Genomic DNA, 18,892 nt, shown 5'->3' with positions numbered 1-18,892 from the left:
ACATTCGGCTCGCTTTTTGATTAGCTTTGCGTCATGCATTCAAGCATCCTCAAAAAGGGTCAGCCGCTCCGCCTGCTGACCCTCGGTCTGGTTCTTTATCTTTTCCTCTTCTCCGGCTTCGCCCTCTTTCACGCCTATTCCGAAGACGAGTTGGTCGACCCGCACGGTTGCGCGATCGGCCTCTGGGTCCAGAACAGCCAGGCGTCGGTTCCGTTCCTCGCGGCGCTGGCCCTCTTTCTCATCCACCTCACCGGGAACCCGCTTCCGAGGCTCTTCCTCCCGGTCGAGCGGATTTCTTTCCAAAAACCGACCCGCGCCCCACCGTATCTCGCTTCTCTCTGTTAAACCCGCTTAAACCATCATTGGAATAGAATCGCGCAGGAGGTCCCATATCGGACGGGATCTTGCGCGACGATTTCTACCCATCGACATGGAGGAAGCATGATGCGTTCTATTCTGTTCGCCCTTTCAGTTCTGGGGGCGATTCTGGGAATCGTCCCTTCGCTCTTCGCTCAGGAGGGGATCGCCCCGCCGGCGCGAAGCGCCCAGACGTTCAATCCGGAGATTTCACTCGACGGCCTTTTCTCCGCCGCCACCTTTTCCGATCCGGACCATCTTCAATTCGGCGCCCACGATCCGAACAAACGAGGGTTCACCCTTCAGAATCTCGAATTGACCCTCGCCGGCAATGTCGACCCTTACTTTCGGGGCGAAGCCCACCTGATTTTCGGTCTCGAAGACGGCGAATCATTTATCGAAGTGGAAGAAGCCTTCCTAACCACTCTCTCTCTTCCCTACGGCCTTCAGGTCATGGGGGGACAATTCTTCACCCGGTTCGGCCGGCAAAACCCGCTTCATCCGCATGTCTGGGACTTTGCCGATCAGAACATGATCAACACGCTGATGTTCGGCGGCGATGGTTTAAGGAGCCCGGGCGTACAGCTCTCCGCTCTGTTGCCGCTCCCTTTTTATCTGGAGTTGATCGGAAGCGCCCAGAATGCCGAGGGAGAGACGGCGACCAGCTTTCTCTTCGCTCCCGAGGAGACCTTCGCCGGCCGGCCGATTCTCGAGCGCGATGTGCACGATGAAGGGGACCTTCTTTATCTGGGCCGGATCAAAACCTCGCTCGATCTCTCGGAGAGCGTGACCCTTGTCGCGGGGACCTCCCATCTCTTCGGCCCCAACGGAACGGGGGAGAATACTTCGACACGGATTCATGGGGTCGATCTCTTTGTGAAATGGAAGCCGCTCACCGCCGATCACGGCTGGCCGTTTGTCACTTTTCAGGGAGAGGCGATGCGCCGCAGCTACGAAGCGGGAGAGGCCGCCCTGGACGACGGGACCGTGTTGTCCGAGGAGACATTTGCGAATGACGGTTTCTATATTCAGTCGCTCTATGGCTTCGCGCGGCGCTGGGTCGCCGGGATCCGATACGAACAGGCCGACGCCACCGATCCGGTCGATCCCGCTTCCGGAGAGCGATGGCGCGCTTCGTCGAACCTGACCTTCTACCCTTCCGAGTTCTCCAAGATCCGCCTTCAGTATAACTATGACAACTCGGACGATCGGGACGACCCGATTCACGCCGTTTTTATTCAGTACGCATTCCTCATCGGCGCTCACGGCGCCCATACGTTTTGAAGGAGGCGGAGATGAGACCGATCTTTCTTTTCGCATCTTTTCTTTTGACGCTCCAGATCGCCCGGCCGGTCGAGGCCGCTCCGGTCAATGTGGTCACCACCACCGAAGATCTCGCCGCAATTGCAAAAGAGGTCGGCGGCGAGCGGGTGGAAGTGGAATCCCTTGCAAAGGGGGTCCAAGACCCCCACTTCATCGAGGCGAAACCGAGCTTCATGTTGAAACTCTCCCGGGCCGACCTCTTCGTCCAAGTCGGCCTGGAATTAGAGCAAGCGTGGGTCGGGCCCTTGCTGCTCGGCGGACGGAATGGAAAGATCCAGAGCGGGGCGCCCGGTTTTGTCGATGCTTCGAGAGGAATCACGGCGCTGGAGGTTCCGGCGGAGCCGATCGACCGGTCCGCCGGAGACGTTCACCTTCAGGGGAATCCGCACATCTGGCTTGATCCGATGAATGGAAAACAGATTGCGAGGAACATCGCCGAAGGGTTGAAACGGGTCGACCCGAAGGGAGCAGCGGAGTACGACCGGAACCTCGCCGACTTCTCAACTCGGATCGACGCGGCCCTTTCCCGGTGGCAGGAGCGGATGAAACCGTTCGAGGGGGCGAAGGTGATCACCTATCACAACAGCTGGCCCTATTTTCTGAAACGGTTCGGGCTGGTGGCCGCCGGATATATCGAGCCGAAACCGGGGATCCCCTCGTCCACCTCCCACATGAGGGAGGTGATCGCGCTGATCCCGCGGGAGCAGGTGAAGGTGATCCTCATGGAGCCGTATTTCAGCGATCAGGCGCCGAAGTTCCTGGCGGAGAAGACGGGAGCGAAGGTTGTACCGCTTCCCCCCTCGGTATCGGCTTCGGCCGGGATCAACGACTATTTCGACCTCTTCGATCTTTTGACGAACCGCTTGGCGGAGGCATTGCGGTAGGGGCGTATTGCGATACGCCCCTACGAGAACAGAGACGATCAAATATCGATACGAGGATCTGATGCTGTCTTTTCTTTTTTGGCCCTTCATCGCCTGTCTGATTCTGACCGGGATTCACACCTATCTCGGCCTCCATGTGATCCGGCGGGGGGTGATCTTCGTCGATCTGGCGCTGGCGCAGATGGCGGCGCTCGGCGCGACCGCAGCCCTTCTCTTCGGCCGCGACCTGCATGATCCGGCCGCCTACTGGGCCTCCCTCGGGATGACCCTGATCGGCGCCGCCTTCTTCTCCCTCTCCCGATCGCGCGATGAAAAGATCCCCCAAGAGGCGATCATCGGAATCGTCTATGTCGTCTCGGCCGCCGCCGCCGTCATCGTCCTTGACCGCGCCCCGGGCGGGGCGGAGCACATCCGCGGACTGCTGGTCGGAAATATCCTCACGGTCACCCCCGCGCAGATTACGAAGACGGCGATTCTTTACACAGCGGTCGGCCTCTTCCACTGGTTCTTCCGAAAAGCCTTTCTACTCATCTCGTTCAACCCCGAGGAAGCCCTCCGCAGGGGATACCGTTTCCGCCCCTGGGATTTTCTCTTCTACGCGGCCTTCGGCGTGGTGGTGACAAGTTCGGTCTCGCTGGCCGGGGTTCTCCTCGTCTTCGCATTCCTCATCGTCCCGGCATTGGCCTCGCTGTTTCTGACGGACGGAATTGTGCCTAGATTATGGATCGGTTGGGGATTTGGAACGGCGGCCAGCCTCCTGGGGCTGGCCGCCTCGGTGACGTTCGACCTCCCGACAGGGGCCTCGATCGTCTGCGCCTTCGGGCTGCTCCTCCTTCTTCCGATCCTTGGAAGATCCCTTTTTCGGATGATCCGGCCCGGAATCCGAGCAACACGGCCCCGCGGCAACCCCCCTAAGGGTGAAAAAGCTTGACAACAAGTTTGAATAGCGCTATGAATAGAGGCATGTTCCGCTTAAGCTACAAAAAGATTCTCTTCCTCTCCTTCCCTGTAATCTATTTTGCAGCGCTCATTCTAGGAACCCTTTGCGCGTTCGACTCCCCCACGGAGCAGAGCCATCACCACGGCCGGACGGTCTCGCACAGCGCCTCTTGTCTCCTCGCCTGCGCAGCCACCGTCACCGACCGGACGCAAATGGTTCCCCTGACCCTCTCTCTGTTATTCATCGGAACGGTTCTTGCCCTTCCGAAAACGCTCCCCCATCAATCCCTTCTCCTGCGGCTTCACAGCCGGGCCCCTCCCCTCTGAACCTTATTTAACATTCCCTGAATGAGCCCGCTCCCGAATGGGGCCATTCTCTTGGTTCACCCGCGATCCGCCTGGAAAGGCGATGCTTCGCACGCTCCTTTAACTTGTGAACACGATGTCCAGAGTGTGGATTAAACAGACCGCCCTTCTCTTTACACTGGTCTATCTTATCTCGACCGGCCTAATCATGGTTCGCGCCGAGGGGCATGCCCTCAGCCATGAGGAGCATGCGGAGGATCATGCCAAGCAGCATGCCTCTTTCATCTGCACCTGGATGTGCGCCGCCTCGACCTTCGTCCACACATCGGGGCAGACCCTCGACGGGCAATCGACCCCTTCTTTTGAAATCCCGACCATTCAACCGGAAGAACCTCCCCGGCCGCAACCCCTCTCCACCGGGACCATCCGGCCTCCTCCTTTTTCCCTTTCCTAAATCATTTCGTTCTTCGTCAAATCATTCATTCGGACGCGCCGCGGAAGTGACCGCCTGCACATTGGTGTTCAGCGTGGTCTCACTCGGCGCGATCCGAAATCACTGAAAAGGAGTTTTCATGCGTCGGATCGTTCTATGGAACATCGGTTTACTCGTCTTACTCGTCGCACTGATCATGATGCTGAGCGCGAAGGTCGCCCTCGCAAGCTGCGGATCGGCAAACTGTTTCCTTGTCACCGGCACCCAAGAGGGAATCGCCACCCCCGGCCAGATTGTCGTCGATCTCTCCTATCGTTGGATCCCGATGGATCAGATCCTCCGGGGCAACGACAAAGCTTCCGAGGCGCTGGTTCCCCGGATCGATTTCGAAAACGGGGTGATCGTCCCGAACGGTCACAGCGAGATCCGGACCAACAATGAGCTGATGCAGCTCGATCTCGGATTCGGGGTCAGCGAGCGGTTTACCCTCACCGCATCGGTCCCCTTCTTTAATCTACGGACCCACGAGCATGCCCATGTTCCCGGCGACTTCAGCCGGTCGGACGGAAGCTCGGGGTTCGGCGACATTCGTTTGATCGGAAAATATGCCCTCCTGGTCAGGACCAAGAATCTCATGGTGGTCGGTTTGGGAGTAAAGACCCCGACGGGGGAATATAAACTCCTCGATCACGACGGCGCAATCAACGAGCCGACGATCCAGCCCGGCACCGGCTCTTGGGACGGCATCGCTTCTCTTTATTATGCCTACCAGATCATCCCGCACGAATTCGACACCTTCTTCTCCACCTCCTATCAGATCAACACCGAGAATCCGCTCGACTATCGCTTCGGCCACACCCTCCTTGTGAATGCGGGCGGCTCCTATCGCCTGATGGAAAAGGCGCTGGTCAGTCTCCAGGTGAATCTTCGCCAGTCTCCGCATGATGAATTCAAGGGAGAAAAAGTCCCGAGCACCGGCGGAAGATGGGTCTATTTGACGCCGGGGGTGACGCTTCAGGCGACCCCCAACACGGCGCTCTATACCCATGTCCAGCTCCCGATCTATCAAGAGGTCAACGAGGTCAACATCGCCCCTCGCTACGGCTTCATCTTCGGGGTCTCTCATGTTTTCTAAAATTGATCAAATCGGAGGAAGTGCCATGAATTTCAAAAAGCAGGTTACTCGTTTTAGATTATTGATCGCCCTATCCACCCTTTTTGCCGTCACCGGATGCGGCAGCCAGTCGAGCCCCCCTTCCAGTCTCTCGCAAAGTGCAGGGGCACCCGCCGGGGTGGAAGCCCGGATCTTAGTCGGAAACACGAACGGGACAGTCTCCGTCATCGAGCACGGCGTTGCAGGAAACACGCTGGTCGAGCCGATCGATCTCTTTTCCAGCGTAGGGGATATGACCTCGTCGAGGAAGAACCACATCTTCATCAACCTGGGGAGCACGAACCAAGTCGCCGCGCTCGATCCGGTGGGGGATATAACCACGTTTAGGAAATTCATCCCCGTCGGCCAGCGGCCCGTCCACATCAATCGCGACCCGGAAGGAAGCCGGATCTGGGTCCAGAATGATTCAGACCCGACGACCGGGATCGACACCGTCACCGCCGCCTGCAACACGGCCCAGACTGGATCGGTCTCCGTGATCCAAAACCATGGCACCGCCGGTCACGACGATGAAGAGGAAGAGGTGAACGCCGGCGAGGTGCTTGCCACGATCTGTGTGGGGAAAGGACACCACAAAACCGCCTTCAGCACACCGACGGCGACCGAGGCTTCGATTCCGCTTCGGGCCTTCATCAGCAACATTATCGACGGAACGATCTCCGTCATCGACAATGATCCTGGAACGGAAGCCTCACCAAACCCCAACTATCTCACCGTGATCGATACGATCGACCTTTGCGATCCGGCGCAGGAAACAGGGGGAACCTGTGATGCCGATATCACCACGCCGAACGAAGCCGGTCCACACGGGATGGTGTTTTCCGAGGTCAGCGGGAAAATCTACAACAACAATGAGGATTATGGAACCGTCAACATCATCAACCCGGCCACCCTCGCAATTGAGACGACACTGGACATTGGATTTGCAGGCGCGACTCACGTCACCCCTGATGGCCGCTTCGTTATCGTCCGAGGCTTCGATTCGTCCACGGTGACGGGCAAACTGACAGTCATCGATGTAACCAACCCCAACGGCGCCACAACGCACGATCTTGTGAATATTAATCCAGGTGCGATTGAATTTACGTCGGACGGGGCAAAAATGTATGTCGCCGGGTCGGGAAGTGCACAGAGGCCGACCCAAAGAAGAGATGTCGTCCTGGCCTATGACATTTCCGCTCTGCCGACCCTGCCTGCTCCGGCCGAGATTACTGTCGGAACAACCACGGCAGGAAGATCGATCGCGATTTTAGAGGAAGGCGGCCAAGCAACACATGTTTTCGCGACCAACCGCACCGAGGGAACGGTGTCGGTGATCGACGCCACCAGCAATGCGGTGGTCGATACCGTTCAAGTCGGCGGAACACCGACCAGCCTTCTGGTCTTTTCACTGGAAGGGGATCTTTCTCATGAATAGAGGTTTCAAATGAAAGACAATCATCAAAAAATAAAAAAGGGAGGGGCTCCCGCCCCTCCCCGCCTTTCCCTTCGGGAAGCCGGCCTCTTCTTCGTCCTTCTTCTCTCTTGGGGAGTCCTTATTGGCATGGGGTCGAAGCCGCCGCAGGTCGGCGGCCCGGCCCCTTCCATTCAAGCCGAAACGCTCAAGGGGAAGACCGTCTCGCTGAACGACTATCGCGGCAAGGTGGTGCTGTTGACCTTCTGGGCCACCTGGTGCGAACCGTGTAAGAAAGAAATGCCGGAGATCCAGGCCGCTTATGAAAGATACGAGAAGGACGGCCTGGTGGTTCTCGCGGTGAATTTCGGGGAGAAACTCGACACGGCAAGCTCCTTCGCGCACCATGGAAAGTTGACCTTCCCCATCCTCCTCGACCGGAGGGCGAACATCGCCGAGCGCTTCGGCGTCGTCAGCCTGCCGGTGACCTTCTTTATCGATCAAGACGGAATTATTCGAGAACGGGTCGTGGGGGGGACATTGACGGAGCAGAGTATCGAGGAAGCTTTTAAAAGGTTACTGAAAAAACCAACGCTCGGGTTGAGCGCTCCACCGCCTACCCTTCACCTCGAGAGTACTGATTCGGAGTAGCCCAATAGAGTGAATTGATCCCTTCTATTCGAAGCGCCTAGAATAAAATCTTGAGAGTTAGAATCAGAGGGAGGAAGAGCGATGAAAAAATGGATTGGATTTTTAGCGGCACTCCTGCTGGCAGTGATGACCGGACCGGTTTTCGCCGATCACATCGAGCCGGTGCAGCCGAAAGGAATTGCGGATGAGGAAGCGAAAAAACACTTTAAGAAAGGGGTCGAGGCTTTTAGGGAAGACAAGTTCGATGAAGCGGTAATCCACTTCCAAGCGGCCGAGCAAGAGGACCCCACCACGCCGGAAACCCATGTCAACTTGGCAATGGCCCTGGCGGCGGCGGGACAAACAGACCAGGCAGAGAAACATTTTGACCAGGCGGCCAATTTGATTGCACAGGCAGAGTCGCCGGAAATGATCCCGCAAGGGTAGCCGAGCGCTTAAAGCAGGACGATCATCCGGATGAAAATTTGCCCCCGCCTGACCTCTTCCACCAAGGGGGGAGGAACAGGCTGGGGGCTTTTCTTTTTATTCAGGTTCTAGAAGAGACCGATCGAACGATCTTCTCCGCCGTTTCCATCCCCTGATGAATGCAATCCGGAAGGCCGACCCCCCGATAAGCGGCCCCGATAAGGTAGAGGCCGCGGTGCTTCGCCCCCTCTTTTTCGACGGACGCCACCCAGTCGAGGTGGCCGACATGGTACTGCGGGTTCGCCTTGATCCAGCGGAAATGGCGGGCCGCCACCGGCTCGGCCTTAATCTTTAAAATCGACCGGAGCTCTTCCCGGACAACCGAGATGAGCGACGCATCGTCCAGACCGACGACCTCTTCCTGATGCGCTCCCCCCAGAAAAGACCGGATCAAAACATGCCCCTCAGGCGCCCGGCCGGGGAACTTGGTGGAGGTCCAGGTCGCCGCCATGATCTTCCGCTTCTCCCGCCGCGGGATCACAAAACCGAAGCCGTTGAGCGGATGGGGAACGTCGGCCTTCCGGAACCCCAACGAGACGGTCGCCGTCGAGACATATTCATTCTCCCGGAGCCGCTTCGCCAGCGGCGCATCCCACCCCTCGATCCAGTCGGCGGCCGTGTGGGTTTTCGTCGTGATCACGACCGCGTCGGCGAGGAGTTTCTCTCCATCGAGAGAAACTTCAAACTGCGTTCCCGCGGGACGGATACCGACGACCTTCCGGCCGGAGAGCAACATCACCTGATCTAATCTTGATCGGATCGCTTCGATTAAACCGGCCAGCCCATCCCGGAGCGAAACGAAGAGACTCCATTCACTCTTCCGGAGCGGCTTTTTAGCGGCATCCCACCGGCGCATCCACATCCCCCAGACGAGGCTCCCATGTTCCCGCTCCATTTGCGCAAATTGCGGAAAGGTCGCCATCATGCTCAACTTCTCGGCGTCCCCCGCGTAGATCCCGGCGAGGATCGGCTCGGCGAATTGCTCGACCGCCGCCTGTCCCAGTCTTCGGCGGACGAATGACGCGATGCTCTCATCCTCCGGCGTCCCTTTTCGCGGGATGAGGAGATCGAGCCCCATCCGCGCCTTTCCGAACGGCGAGACCAGCGGGGAGAAAAGAAACGGCATCACCCGCCCCGGCACCATCAAGTTGAACCCCTCCGGGATCGAGCAGAGTCTTCCCTCCGAGAGGATATAAATCGCCTTCTCCACGGGGTTGGTCTGAATCAGCCGGTCGGTCAGCCCCAGCCGCTTGCAGAGATCGAGCGCCCACGGCTTCTGCGTGATGAACGAATCGGGCCCCCCTTCGATCACAAACCCGTCGACCCGCTCCGTCACCACCTTCCCGCCGAAACGGGCGTCCGATTCGATCAGCATGCAGTCGATCGGAAGAGCGTTCTCTTTCATTTTCTCCTGGAGAAAATAAGCCGTCGAAAGCCCGGTGATTCCGCCGCCGACAATGATGACCTTCTTTTTCTGTTCCATACGGTCCCTACTAGATTTTCCGCCATTCTATGAGAAATAGGAAAAAGATTCAAGAAAGGCACAGAAAAAGACGCAGGGTGAGGCATGCCTCGTCCCGATTCTTGTCGGGTCGGAGGGGCGAAGCCTACGCGATGAATGTCTTGTTGGAAGTCCGGGACAGTGCCCCGAAAAGGCGAGGGAAGGGAATAAAACAGAACGGAATCAGGAGGAGTGTTTCGTTTTCTTTCTTTCTGTCTCTTCTACTTGTCTTTGCTCGTGGATGTCGATTGCATTTCCAAACCACCCCATCAGTTTGCCTTTGAGATTTCGCTCCGGGGCGGTCCGGAGACGATGCCAGCGGTAGCTTCCATCCTTCCTTTTGAGCCGGCATTCGATATCACAATCCTTCCCCACGCGGATGGCTCGGGCCAGTCTGTCAAGACAGTATTGAAGATCGTCCGGATGCAGGGCGGCCGCCCATCTCCACCCTTTGCTCTGATCAAACGTCATCCCGGTGTAATTACGCCACTCTTTATTGATGTGATCGATGGGACCATCAGGCAAGGCCGTCCAGACAATGATCGGCAGCGCCTCCGCCAAGCTTCGGTAACGGTGCCTCCGTTCATTCAGATGGAGAATGTCGACCAGCGGTTTGGGTTGGCTCTCCCGGTTGAAGAGCTCGACCAGCGCGGTCACTTTTGCCCGGACGATCTCCGGATCAAACGGGGTAAAGAGGTAGTCCACTCCGCCGGCGGAGTAGCCTTTTAAAACGTATTCGTAGGCCTTATGGATGGCGCTCATGAAAATAATCGGGATGTGCTGCGCCGACTCCCGTTCTTTGATCAGCCTCGCGGTGGCGAATCCGTTGAGGCCCGGCATCTGCACATCGAGGAGGATCAGTGAAATGGGCTGATTGAGAAGACATCTCAGTGCCTCCTCCCCGGAAAGCGCTTTCACGATGTGATAAGCGGGGGATTCCAGAATCGCTTCCAAGACAAGCAAATTCTCCGGATGGTCGTCCACAAGCAGGATATTTATTTTCGAGGCGTTTCCCATAGTGATTAACATTATAAGAATTTCAGGATGACAATAGCAAGCGAAGACACTCTTTAAGTCTTCGGGGGTAGACCTGTCGGTTTCCCAAAAATAACGTTGTGGTCCCGGTTTTGAGTGTGTATACTCCTCCGCTTGGAGCTCCCCTTCGGAACAGGCTCGAATGCGAAGAAATCTTAAAGAAAAACTCCTTCTGCGGCCCGGCGATCTCAACGCCTTCTTCGGCCTCGTCGTCGACAACATGACCCAGCTGGTCATCATGGCGGCGATCCTGGTCGGCATCTTTCAGTTTCCGCGCGAGATCGTCTATGGCCGGATGATCCCCGGATCGGCGATCGGCGTCTTCGTCGGTGATTTAGCCTACACGATCATGGCGATCCGCCTCGCCCGCCGGACCGGAAGGACCGACATCACCGCGATGCCGCTCGGCATCGACACCCCTTCGCTTTTCGCCTTTACCTTTGGCGTCATCGGCCCCGCCTATGTGGCGACGAACGACGCGGCGCTCGCCTGGAAGATCTCGACGGCGGTGATCATTCTGGTCGGGCTGGTCAAAACGGCGGGGGCGTTCCTCGGCCCGATGATCCAGCGGGCCGTCCCCCGCGCCGGCCTGCTCGGGCCGATCGCCGGGGTGGCGCTTCTCTTGATCGCCTTTCTCCCGCTGCTGAAAATCATTCAGTCTCCCCTTGTCGGCTTTCTCTCATTGATCGTGATTCTCACCTGCATCGTCGGGAAAATTCCTTTTCCCTTCCGGATCCCCGCCGCCTTCGCGGCGGTCGTCTTGGGAATTCTCCTCTCCCACCTGCTTGGTCTTTTCGGACTGGGACACGAAGCGGCGCTCCACGAAACGGCCGCCGGAGCGCTCCCTCTGCCGACGCTGGCCTTCTTAGAAGGGCTTCCTTATGTGTTGACCTACCTCCCGATCGCCCTCCCCTTCGCCATCATCGTCATCATCGGCGGGATCGACGTGACCGAAAGCGCCGCGGCGGCGGGGGATGAATACGATACCCGGTCGATTCTCCTCACGAGCGGGCTCTCGACGGTCGCGAGCGGCCTCTGCGGCGGCGTGGTCCAGACGACCCCCTACATCGGCCATCCGGCTTACAAGGAGATGGGGGGCGGAGCGGGCTATACCTTGGCGACGGCGCTTTTTATCGGGCTCGCCGGAATCTTCGGATTCCTAGGGAATGTGGTCGATCTGCTGCCGGAGACGGCGGTGGCGCCGATCCTGGTCTTCATCGGCCTGGAGATCACCGCGCAGGCCTTCGCCGCCACCCCCCAGGAGCATTACAAAGCGGTCGCTTTCGCCTTCCTCCCGGTAATCGCCGCCGTCATCTTGATCCAGATGAACGGCTTGCTCGGCCATCTCGGAAAGCGCGCTTCCGACCTCCAGGGCGAGACGGCCATCACCTACCAGGCGATGTTGTTCCTCTCAAACGGATTTATCGTCTCCTCGCTTCTCTGGGGTGGAGCGCTGGCGGAGATCATCGACCGGCGGCTTCTCCGCGCGGCGTTTTTTTTCGGCGCGGCCGGGGCGCTGGCCCTCTTCGGCGTGATCCACTCGCCGTTTGAAGATGGACGGCTCTTTTTCCCGTGGGGGATCGAAACGATCTACCCGTTCCGGATCGCGGCGGCGTATGGGCTGATGGCGTTATTTCTTGTCGGGATGGCCGTTGTCCGAAAAGATCATCCCGATCGATTGTAGGGGCGGACCGGTGTGTCCGCCCTGCCCTGTCCCTTCTGGAAAATCACACAATAAAAAAGGGCGCACACATCGGGGCGCCCCTACAAACAATTACAATTTATATCAAAGATGATTTACACCGGCAGGTGCGCGTGGACGACGGCGGCGAGCGCCTGGATGAAGAGCGGGGAGGCGTTGAGCGATTCGGTCCGGCGGAGTTCGATTCCTTTGGATTCCGCCGTTTGTTTGTAGAGGATGTCGATGTCGTAGAGGATCTCGACATGGTCGCAGACGAATCCGACCGGAACGATCAGGAGATTTTTTTCTCCCTGGGCGGTCAGCTCGTTGAGGACGTCATCGACCTCCGGTCCCAGCCATTTTCCCGGCGACATTCCGCGGCTCTGATAGGCAAAGCGGGAATTCACGTTTCCCAGCCGTTTCACCACGCCGGCGACCGTTCCCTCCAACTCCTTCGGATAGGGGTCCCCCTCCGTGAGAACTCGCTCCGGAAGAGAGTGAGCGGTGAAGAGGATCGGAACGGTCGATCGAATCGCTTCCGGATAGCCGTTCAGCCCCTCTTTTACTTTCTTCGCGAAAGCATCGAGCAGCAGCGGCTGGTTGTGCCAGCTCTCCACCGCCGTCATCGGCAGGTCGCTCCCGGCGTCGGCGAGCGCCGTCTGGAGCGCCTGGATATAGGCGCCGACGCTCAGCTTGGAATATTGAGGGGCCAGGCTGAGGGCGATGAGCTGTTGCGACTGATCCTCAATGATCTGCTTGACCGCCTCTTTGATAAAGGGGGTCCAATGGCGCATCCCGATGTAGACGCGGAATCGGGACGACTTTTTGTTCAGCTCCGTCTCCAGGGCGGCGGCCTGCTGCTGCGTGATCTCCAGGAGCGGCGACTTCCCGCCGATCAGCCGATACCGCTCCCGGACCTGCGAGACGATCTCGGGCGAGGGGACCCGATCCTTCATGATGTGGCGGAGAAACGGCTCGACATCGTCGAGCGAATCGGGCCCGCCGTGGGCCATCAAGAGGACCGCCACCTGCTCCGATGGAACCTTCTTCATCGGGTTTCCGTTCCGGGTGATCATCTCGCGCTCTTTCGATGGACCCGCTCTATCACCGCGTCGACGCTCTCAAGCGGGGTCTCCGGAAGGATGCCGTGGCCGAGATTAAAAATATGGCCGGGGCGGCCGGCGGCGCGGCGAATGATCTCATCCACCTGCTTTTCGATTTCGGCCCGCGGCGCGAAGAGGACGACCGGATCGAGATTTCCTTGAACAGCCACATCGTACCCCAGCTGCTTCCATCCCTCATCCAAATTGACCCGCCAGTCGAGGCCGATCACGTCTCCCCCCGCCTCTTTCTGCAGCTCCAGCAACGTGGCGGTGCCGGTCCCGAAGTGGATCAGCGGCACCCCCGCGCTCCGAAGCGAAGTGAAGAGGGCCTTCATGTGGGGGAAGACAAAGCGCCGGTAGTCGTCGGGTGAAAGGGCCCCGATCCAGCTGTCAAAGACCTGAAGCGCCTGCGCCCCCGCTTTAACTTGGGCGAGCAGATAATCAGTGAGAACACGGACCAGCTTCGTCATCAGGAGATCCCAGACCTCCGGCGCGCCGTACATCATCCGCTTGGTGTCGAGGTAGTTCCGGGAATGGCCCCCTTCGATCATGTAGCTTGCGAGGGTGAATGGGGCGCCGGCAAAACCGATCAACGGCACCTTGAGCTCGCGCCGAACCTGCCGGATCGCCTCCATCACGTAGCCGAGACTCTCTTCCGGTTCGACGGGCCGGAGCGCTTCGACCCCCTTTTTATCTTTGACCGGATTGTGGATGGCGGGGCCTTCCCCCTTCACGAATTCGAGCTGGAGCCCCATCGGCTCCAGCGGCAGGAGGATGTCGGCGAAGATGATCGACGCGTCGAGATCGAAACGTTTGATCGGCTGAAGGGTCACTTCGGCGGCGAGCTCCGGCGTTTTGCAGACGGTCAGGAGAGAATGTTTCGCTCGGATCTCGCGAAATTCTTTCATGTAGCGCCCCGCCTGGCGCATCAGCCAGATCGGGGTGCAATCAACCGGCTCCCGCCGGCAGGCTTTTAAGAATCGATCGTTCGTGGGAGACTCCTTCAGTTTAATATGATTTATCAGCGTATTTTATCACTACTAATCACTATCTATCTTTCAACAATCTTAAACAGTACGCTAATCGACTCTATCCTCAACCATCTAATTAATTAGTTTGATTTTTAAAATTCCCGGATTTTAGCATCCTGGGAGGGAGGAGTCAATCGCATAGGACTACTCTTGGTGTCATTCCCGCGCAGGCGGGAATCCAGTGTTTAGATATCTGTTTCTGGATTCCCGCTTTCGCGGGAATGACGAGCTCTAATGATTTGCCCAGATGAGGCTCTTTAAGGGTGATTAAGCGCGAATATGACAGGAATACGGATGGATGAGGTCACCGGATTCTCCCCCCGTCGGGCCGGGAGAAAAGTCCACTTCCTCACCGCCTCGACGGCCGAGCGGTCGAGATCGGTATGCCCTGAAGATTGCTCGATGAGCGCCTCGCCGACTTTCCCGGTTGCGAGAACCGTCACCCGGAGAAGGGCCGTTCCCTCCCTCCCCTCGGCCCGTGCGCGCTCGGGATAGTGTGGCTTTGGATTGGATTGTCCCGCGCTCGGAATGACAAAGCGGGGACCGCTCTGCCCTCCTCCGGCACCCGCGGCTCCTCCGGGCATCGCATCACCGACGGTCGGCTGTGGCGCGCCGTCTCCCGGGGAACCATGGCCGGTGCCCTTAGGCACTGTTGATCCGGTCGATTCTTTTTTGGATCGATCGATCCCTGCCACCCGCCTGAATGCCGGCTCTGTTTCCGTCCGCTCCTCGGACAAGGATTCCTCAACATCTTCCATGGGAGGAAGGTCCGGATCGAAGGAACGATCGGATTCCTCCGGGAACGACATCTCCTGCTCCTCCTGATCGAACGTGGGAGGAGATTGCGCTTCGGCGTCCGGATCAAAGAAGGGCTCGGGCGGCTGCGCTTCCTCCTCTATCGAATCGAAGGTCTCATCAGATCCCATCGGAAAAGCAGGCTGCGGGAGGAGATCGGATGCGCCGGTCGAATCGCCGGTGCGGAGGGGAGCCGACGCTATCTGGCCGAGCGAGACCAATTCGACAATCAAACCCTCTGCTTCTCTCCCGTCGTGATCGGCCCTCGAAAAGAGCCCCAGGACCAAAACAACATGAAACACAAGGGACAGGAGCAATGAAAGACGAATCTTTGATCTCATCGTTTCACCTCCCCGGCGCGATCGAAAGGGGGGTCACCACCGGATAGTGAAGCGTCGGATGAATCGCGACCTCCGCCTCGATGCCGTAGACCCGCCGCAGATTCTGCTCCGTCAGGACCTCCCCCGGCGCACCGTCCGCAATCACCTCCCCCTGATGAAGCAAGATCAAGCGCCGGCAATAACGCGCCGCCAGGTGAAGATCGTGCAACGCCATCACAACGGAAATTCCTTTTTCGACGAGCGAGACAACCAGCTCGATCACGCCGAGCTGATGCTGAGGGTCGAGGTTCGCCGTCGGCTCATCGAGCAGAAGCGTGCTCGCCTCCTGCGCCAGCGTCCGGGCCAGCAGGACCCGTTGAAGTTCTCCTCCCGACAGCTCCGTCACCGGCCGATCTGCTAAAGCGGTCGTCGCCGTCCGCCGCATCGCCTCTTGGGCAATTTCAAAGTCGCGGGAAGATTCCCGCTCAAACCGCCCGAGATGGGCATACCGCCCCATCAGCACCACCTCCCGGCAGGGAAAAGCGGAATCGAGCGACGGGCTCTGCGGGAGATAGGCGACCTGCTGCGCAAGCGCCCGATGGCTCCACTCACTGAGATCTTTCGCGTCGAGGAGGATCGCGCCGTCGGTCGGCGTGAGGAGCTTCATCAGCAGCTTCAGCAGGCTCGACTTTCCCGCGCCGTTCGGACCGATCAGGCCGATCAGCTCTCGGCCCCCGATCTTGAGGTCGATCTGATGCAAGATCGGCCTTCCTCTCCTCGAAAGGGAAACCTTTTGGATCTCGATCCCCCCCGTCTCAGCGCCCGCCATCACGAATCCCTTTATGAAGAAGGTAGAGAAAAAAGGGAACGCCGACCAGCGAAGTAATCGTCCCCAAACGAAGCTCCTCCGGCGAGATCACGGTACGCGCCAAGAGATCGGCGCCGACCAGAAAGATCCCCCCCGCCAGAAACGAGGCCGGCAGCAAGATCCGGTGGTCGGGACCGATGATCAGTCGAACGACATGCGGGATGATCAGGCCGACGAAGGCGATCGTCCCGGTGAAGGCGACCGAGGCGCCGGTGACGAGCGAGGAGAGCAACAGCAGGATTCGCTGGACCGACTTCACCCGCATCCCAAGCGCCGCCGCTCCCTCTTCCCCCTCCAGGGCGAGGAGGTTCAGATCGCGGGCGAAGAAGAGAAGGCCCGCGCTCCCCAGCAGGATCGGAACAAAGGCCACCTTCAAATGAATCCACCCCCGCGCATCAAGCCCCCCCATCAACCAAAAGAGGATCTCGCCGACCACGGCGACCGAGGTGAGCCTGGAAAGGATCAGCGACATCATCGACACCATGAAGATCCCGACCGCCATCCCGGAGAGGAGAAAGGTGGTGACCGGCGTCTTCCCGTCCCTTGTCGCGATCCGGTAGACCAGGAGAACCGTGCCGAAGGCGCCGGCGAAGGCGAAGGCCGGCAGGATGAGATGATGATGAAAGGCAAGTCCCGATCCCAACGCGATCACCGCGCCGAGCGCCGCCCCTCCGGAGAGGCCGATCACCCCCGGATCGGCCATCGGGTTGCGGAAGAGTCCCTGCATCGCCGCCCCCGAAACCGCCAACCCCCCGCCGATCAGCGCCGCCAGAAGCACCCGCGGGAGCCGGACGGTGAGGATGATGATCTCCTGCGACGCCTCCCACCCCGTAAAATGAATAAAGGGAAGTTGATTCAAAATCAGCCGCGCAACCACCGGAAGCGGTACCGCCACCGATCCGACCGCCGTCGCGACGACGATACTCCCGGTTAGGAGGAGAAAGAGCAAGGTCAGCAGACCGGCCTTCGGCCAGAAGGAAGGGAAATCGCGCCGCAGCGGAAGGGCCAACGAAGGAGGCCTCATCGGGAGCGCCCCCCCTCTTTGTTCATCGCCGCCGAACCGGACCCCTCCGGATGGATGATCCGCGTCATCTGCTCGATTCCGTCGACGATATAGTGAGAGACAGTCGAAAGATGCTTCTCTGAAATGGAATAGACCCGCCGGTTCCGAATCGCCGAAAGATGCCCCAATTCCGGATGGGCCATCAGCTTTTGATAGAAATCGTCCTCCTCCGGATTCCACTCGCTCACGATGACGATCTCCGGATCAAGCTGGATCAACCTCTCGACCGACATCTTCTGATGCCCGACCAGTCCCGCCTCCCCCGCCTGATTCCTTGCGCCGATCAATGTAGCGATCTCATCGAAAGTGGTCTCCTTGCCGGCCACCACGCCGGTCGGAGTATAGAAAAGAATCCCCGGCCGCCGCGGAGCCGCCGCCACACGCTCTGCAATCGCCTTAAGCTTCCGATCCATTTCGGCGACAATCTCCTCCGCCCGCCGCGATTCTCCAACCACCTGTCCGACCGTCAGGATGTTCCGCTTGATCCCCTCGATGGAGGAAAAGAGTTCCAGCTTGACCACCGGAAGCCGCGCTTCGTTCAACTGCTTCACGACATCCATCGAGGTGTAGGTCGCCACAAAAACCAGATCGGGCTGCAACGCCACCACCTGTTCCATGTTCGCCCGGATTTTGTTCGGCACACCCTTCGCCGCCTCGGCCACATGAGAGATCCCCGGATCGGCCGCAAGGTAGGTCACCGCCGCGATCCGCTTCGGATCGACCAGGGAGAAGAGAATTTCATCGGTGCCGAGCGTCAACGAGACGATCCGCTGCGGTTTCTTGGGGGGAACGGTCTCCTCTGCCGCAACCCCCAGGGAGTGATCGGCGAAAAGAAGAAAGAGCGCCAGAATCCAAAGGACGGGCCGGACCGTTCTCATCGGACCGCCTCCGCCGCCGGCAAGAGATCGGCAAAAACAAACCCGTCCCGCGTGACGACCTCGCCAACCGTGACGGAGAGCGGATGGCGGAACATCGGCCCCGCGACCGTAAAGCTATGGAACTCCCCCCGCTCCCCACACGGATCGACCTCTTTCGGGAGGTCATCCAGGAAGGATGCGTTGAACGTTCGCCCGGCGAAGGTCGGCGCAAGATGCCGCGGATCGATGCAGGTGATGACGGCAGACAGACCCCCGGCGATCATCTCTTGGGCGAGGCGGTCGGTCGGGATCTGCCAGAGGGGGAAGAGCGGCGTGATCCCGGTGCCGGCAAGCTGCCGCTCCCGGTACGCTCGGATGTCTTCCAGAAAAAGATCGCCGAAGGCCATCTGCGTCACCCCCTCCTGCTTCGCTTCTTCGATGAGCCGGCGCATCGCGGCCTCGTATGCCTCGTTGCTGCATGGAGAAGGGATCGGCACGACGTGAAGGGGAAGCCCCGCCGCTTCGGCCTGCGCCTGAAGGAGGCTCAACCGGACCGCATGCATCGCCACCCGCTGATGCCGCTCGTTCACTGTCGTGACCAGTCCGGTCACCTCGATATCGGGCTGCTGCCTGAGACGAAAGAGCGACCAAGCGCTGTCCTTGCCGCTGCTCCAGGAAAGCCAGGTTTTTTTCTTCATCTATATTTCCTCTTC

20 protein-coding genes are annotated in these 18,892 nt (G+C 59.1%); 11 read left to right on the top strand and 9 right to left on the bottom strand.

All coding sequences use genetic code 11. The annotated features are described in order from the left end of the window. The first annotated feature begins 33 nt into the window (after positions 1–33). From MCM46_12690 to MCM46_12645, 10 genes are all read left to right on the top strand, one after another. Entirely contained in the window at positions 34–345 is a 312-nt protein-coding gene (locus MCM46_12690) for a hypothetical protein (GenBank protein ID MCG3112665.1), read from the top strand. Between the two features lie 96 nt (positions 346–441). Further along, complete coding sequence (locus MCM46_12685) at positions 442–1,641, top strand: hypothetical protein (GenBank protein MCG3112664.1); 1,200 nt, start codon at positions 442–444, stop codon at positions 1,639–1,641. A gap of 11 nt (positions 1,642–1,652) precedes the next feature. Next, entirely contained in the window at positions 1,653–2,564 is a 912-nt protein-coding gene (locus MCM46_12680; protein ID MCG3112663.1) for a metal ABC transporter substrate-binding protein, read from the top strand. A gap of 61 nt (positions 2,565–2,625) precedes the next feature. Next, on the top strand, positions 2,626–3,495 hold the full coding sequence (locus tag MCM46_12675) for a metal ABC transporter permease (GenBank protein MCG3112662.1): 870 nt from the start codon (positions 2,626–2,628) through the stop codon (positions 3,493–3,495). Between the two features lie 32 nt (positions 3,496–3,527). Further along, positions 3,528–3,830, top strand: a complete 303-nt coding sequence (locus MCM46_12670; protein MCG3112661.1) for a hypothetical protein — start codon at positions 3,528–3,530, stop codon at positions 3,828–3,830. 124 nt (positions 3,831–3,954) lie between these two features. Then, positions 3,955–4,263: a hypothetical protein gene (locus MCM46_12665; GenBank protein ID MCG3112660.1), complete on the top strand. Its 309-nt coding sequence runs from the start codon at positions 3,955–3,957 to the stop codon at positions 4,261–4,263. Positions 4,264–4,381: 118 nt separating this feature from the next. Beyond that, positions 4,382–5,377, top strand: a complete 996-nt coding sequence (locus MCM46_12660) for a transporter (protein ID MCG3112659.1) — start codon at positions 4,382–4,384, stop codon at positions 5,375–5,377. Positions 5,378–5,402: 25 nt separating this feature from the next. Continuing rightward, entirely contained in the window at positions 5,403–6,833 is a 1,431-nt protein-coding gene (locus MCM46_12655) for a hypothetical protein (GenBank protein MCG3112658.1), read from the top strand. 9 nt (positions 6,834–6,842) lie between these two features. Next, complete coding sequence (locus MCM46_12650; protein ID MCG3112657.1) at positions 6,843–7,460, top strand: TlpA family protein disulfide reductase; 618 nt, start codon at positions 6,843–6,845, stop codon at positions 7,458–7,460. A gap of 81 nt (positions 7,461–7,541) precedes the next feature. Continuing rightward, positions 7,542–7,886 (top strand): tetratricopeptide repeat protein, encoded by a 345-nt coding sequence (locus tag MCM46_12645; protein MCG3112656.1) that lies wholly within the window; start codon positions 7,542–7,544, stop codon positions 7,884–7,886. Positions 7,887–7,986: 100 nt separating this feature from the next. Here MCM46_12645 and hemG read toward each other — a convergent pair whose 3' ends face one another. Continuing rightward, the gene (gene hemG / locus MCM46_12640; protein MCG3112655.1) at positions 7,987–9,408 is read right to left on the bottom strand and encodes a protoporphyrinogen oxidase; all 1,422 of its coding nucleotides are present in this window, start codon (positions 9,406–9,408) and stop codon (positions 7,987–7,989) included. 201 nt (positions 9,409–9,609) lie between these two features. Continuing rightward, positions 9,610–10,455 (bottom strand): response regulator, encoded by an 846-nt coding sequence (locus tag MCM46_12635; protein MCG3112654.1) that lies wholly within the window; start codon positions 10,453–10,455, stop codon positions 9,610–9,612. Positions 10,456–10,603: 148 nt separating this feature from the next. Between MCM46_12635 and MCM46_12630 the strand changes: the two genes are divergently transcribed. Further along, complete coding sequence (locus MCM46_12630; protein ID MCG3112653.1) at positions 10,604–12,145, top strand: hypothetical protein; 1,542 nt, start codon at positions 10,604–10,606, stop codon at positions 12,143–12,145. A gap of 113 nt (positions 12,146–12,258) precedes the next feature. On the opposite strand, the gene hemH is transcribed toward MCM46_12630, so the two are convergent. The 7 genes from hemH to MCM46_12595 all read right to left on the bottom strand — a co-directional run bounded on the left by hemH (position 12,259) and on the right by MCM46_12595 (position 18,877). Continuing rightward, on the bottom strand, positions 12,259–13,194 hold the full coding sequence (gene hemH, locus MCM46_12625; protein MCG3112652.1) for a ferrochelatase: 936 nt from the start codon (positions 13,192–13,194) through the stop codon (positions 12,259–12,261). A gap of 20 nt (positions 13,195–13,214) precedes the next feature. Continuing rightward, positions 13,215–14,177 (bottom strand): uroporphyrinogen decarboxylase, encoded by a 963-nt coding sequence (hemE, locus tag MCM46_12620; GenBank protein ID MCG3112651.1) that lies wholly within the window; start codon positions 14,175–14,177, stop codon positions 13,215–13,217. A gap of 356 nt (positions 14,178–14,533) precedes the next feature. Beyond that, positions 14,534–15,412, bottom strand: coding sequence for a TonB family protein (locus tag MCM46_12615; protein MCG3112650.1), 879 nt, complete (start codon positions 15,410–15,412; stop codon positions 14,534–14,536). Positions 15,413–15,416: 4 nt separating this feature from the next. Continuing rightward, complete coding sequence (locus MCM46_12610) at positions 15,417–16,220, bottom strand: heme ABC transporter ATP-binding protein (protein MCG3112649.1); 804 nt, start codon at positions 16,218–16,220, stop codon at positions 15,417–15,419. Next, on the bottom strand, positions 16,207–17,283 hold the full coding sequence (locus MCM46_12605) for an iron chelate uptake ABC transporter family permease subunit (protein ID MCG3112648.1): 1,077 nt from the start codon (positions 17,281–17,283) through the stop codon (positions 16,207–16,209). Before MCM46_12605 ends, MCM46_12610 begins: the two co-directional genes overlap by 14 nt. Next, entirely contained in the window at positions 17,280–18,200 is a 921-nt protein-coding gene (locus tag MCM46_12600) for an ABC transporter substrate-binding protein (protein ID MCG3112647.1), read from the bottom strand. Before MCM46_12600 ends, MCM46_12605 begins: the two co-directional genes overlap by 4 nt. Continuing rightward, on the bottom strand, positions 18,197–18,877 hold the full coding sequence (locus MCM46_12595) for an adenine nucleotide alpha hydrolase (protein MCG3112646.1): 681 nt from the start codon (positions 18,875–18,877) through the stop codon (positions 18,197–18,199). The genes MCM46_12600 and MCM46_12595 overlap by 4 nt, the downstream gene beginning before the upstream one ends. Positions 18,878–18,892 lie beyond the last annotated feature (15 nt).

Source organism: Candidatus Manganitrophus morganii, assembly GCA_021651055.1.
Taxonomy (GTDB): Bacteria; Nitrospirota; Nitrospiria; order SBBL01; family Manganitrophaceae; genus Manganitrophus; species Manganitrophus morganii.
The sequence above is the reverse complement of the archived record's forward strand: the minus strand, read 5'-3'. Positions and strand labels throughout refer to the sequence as shown.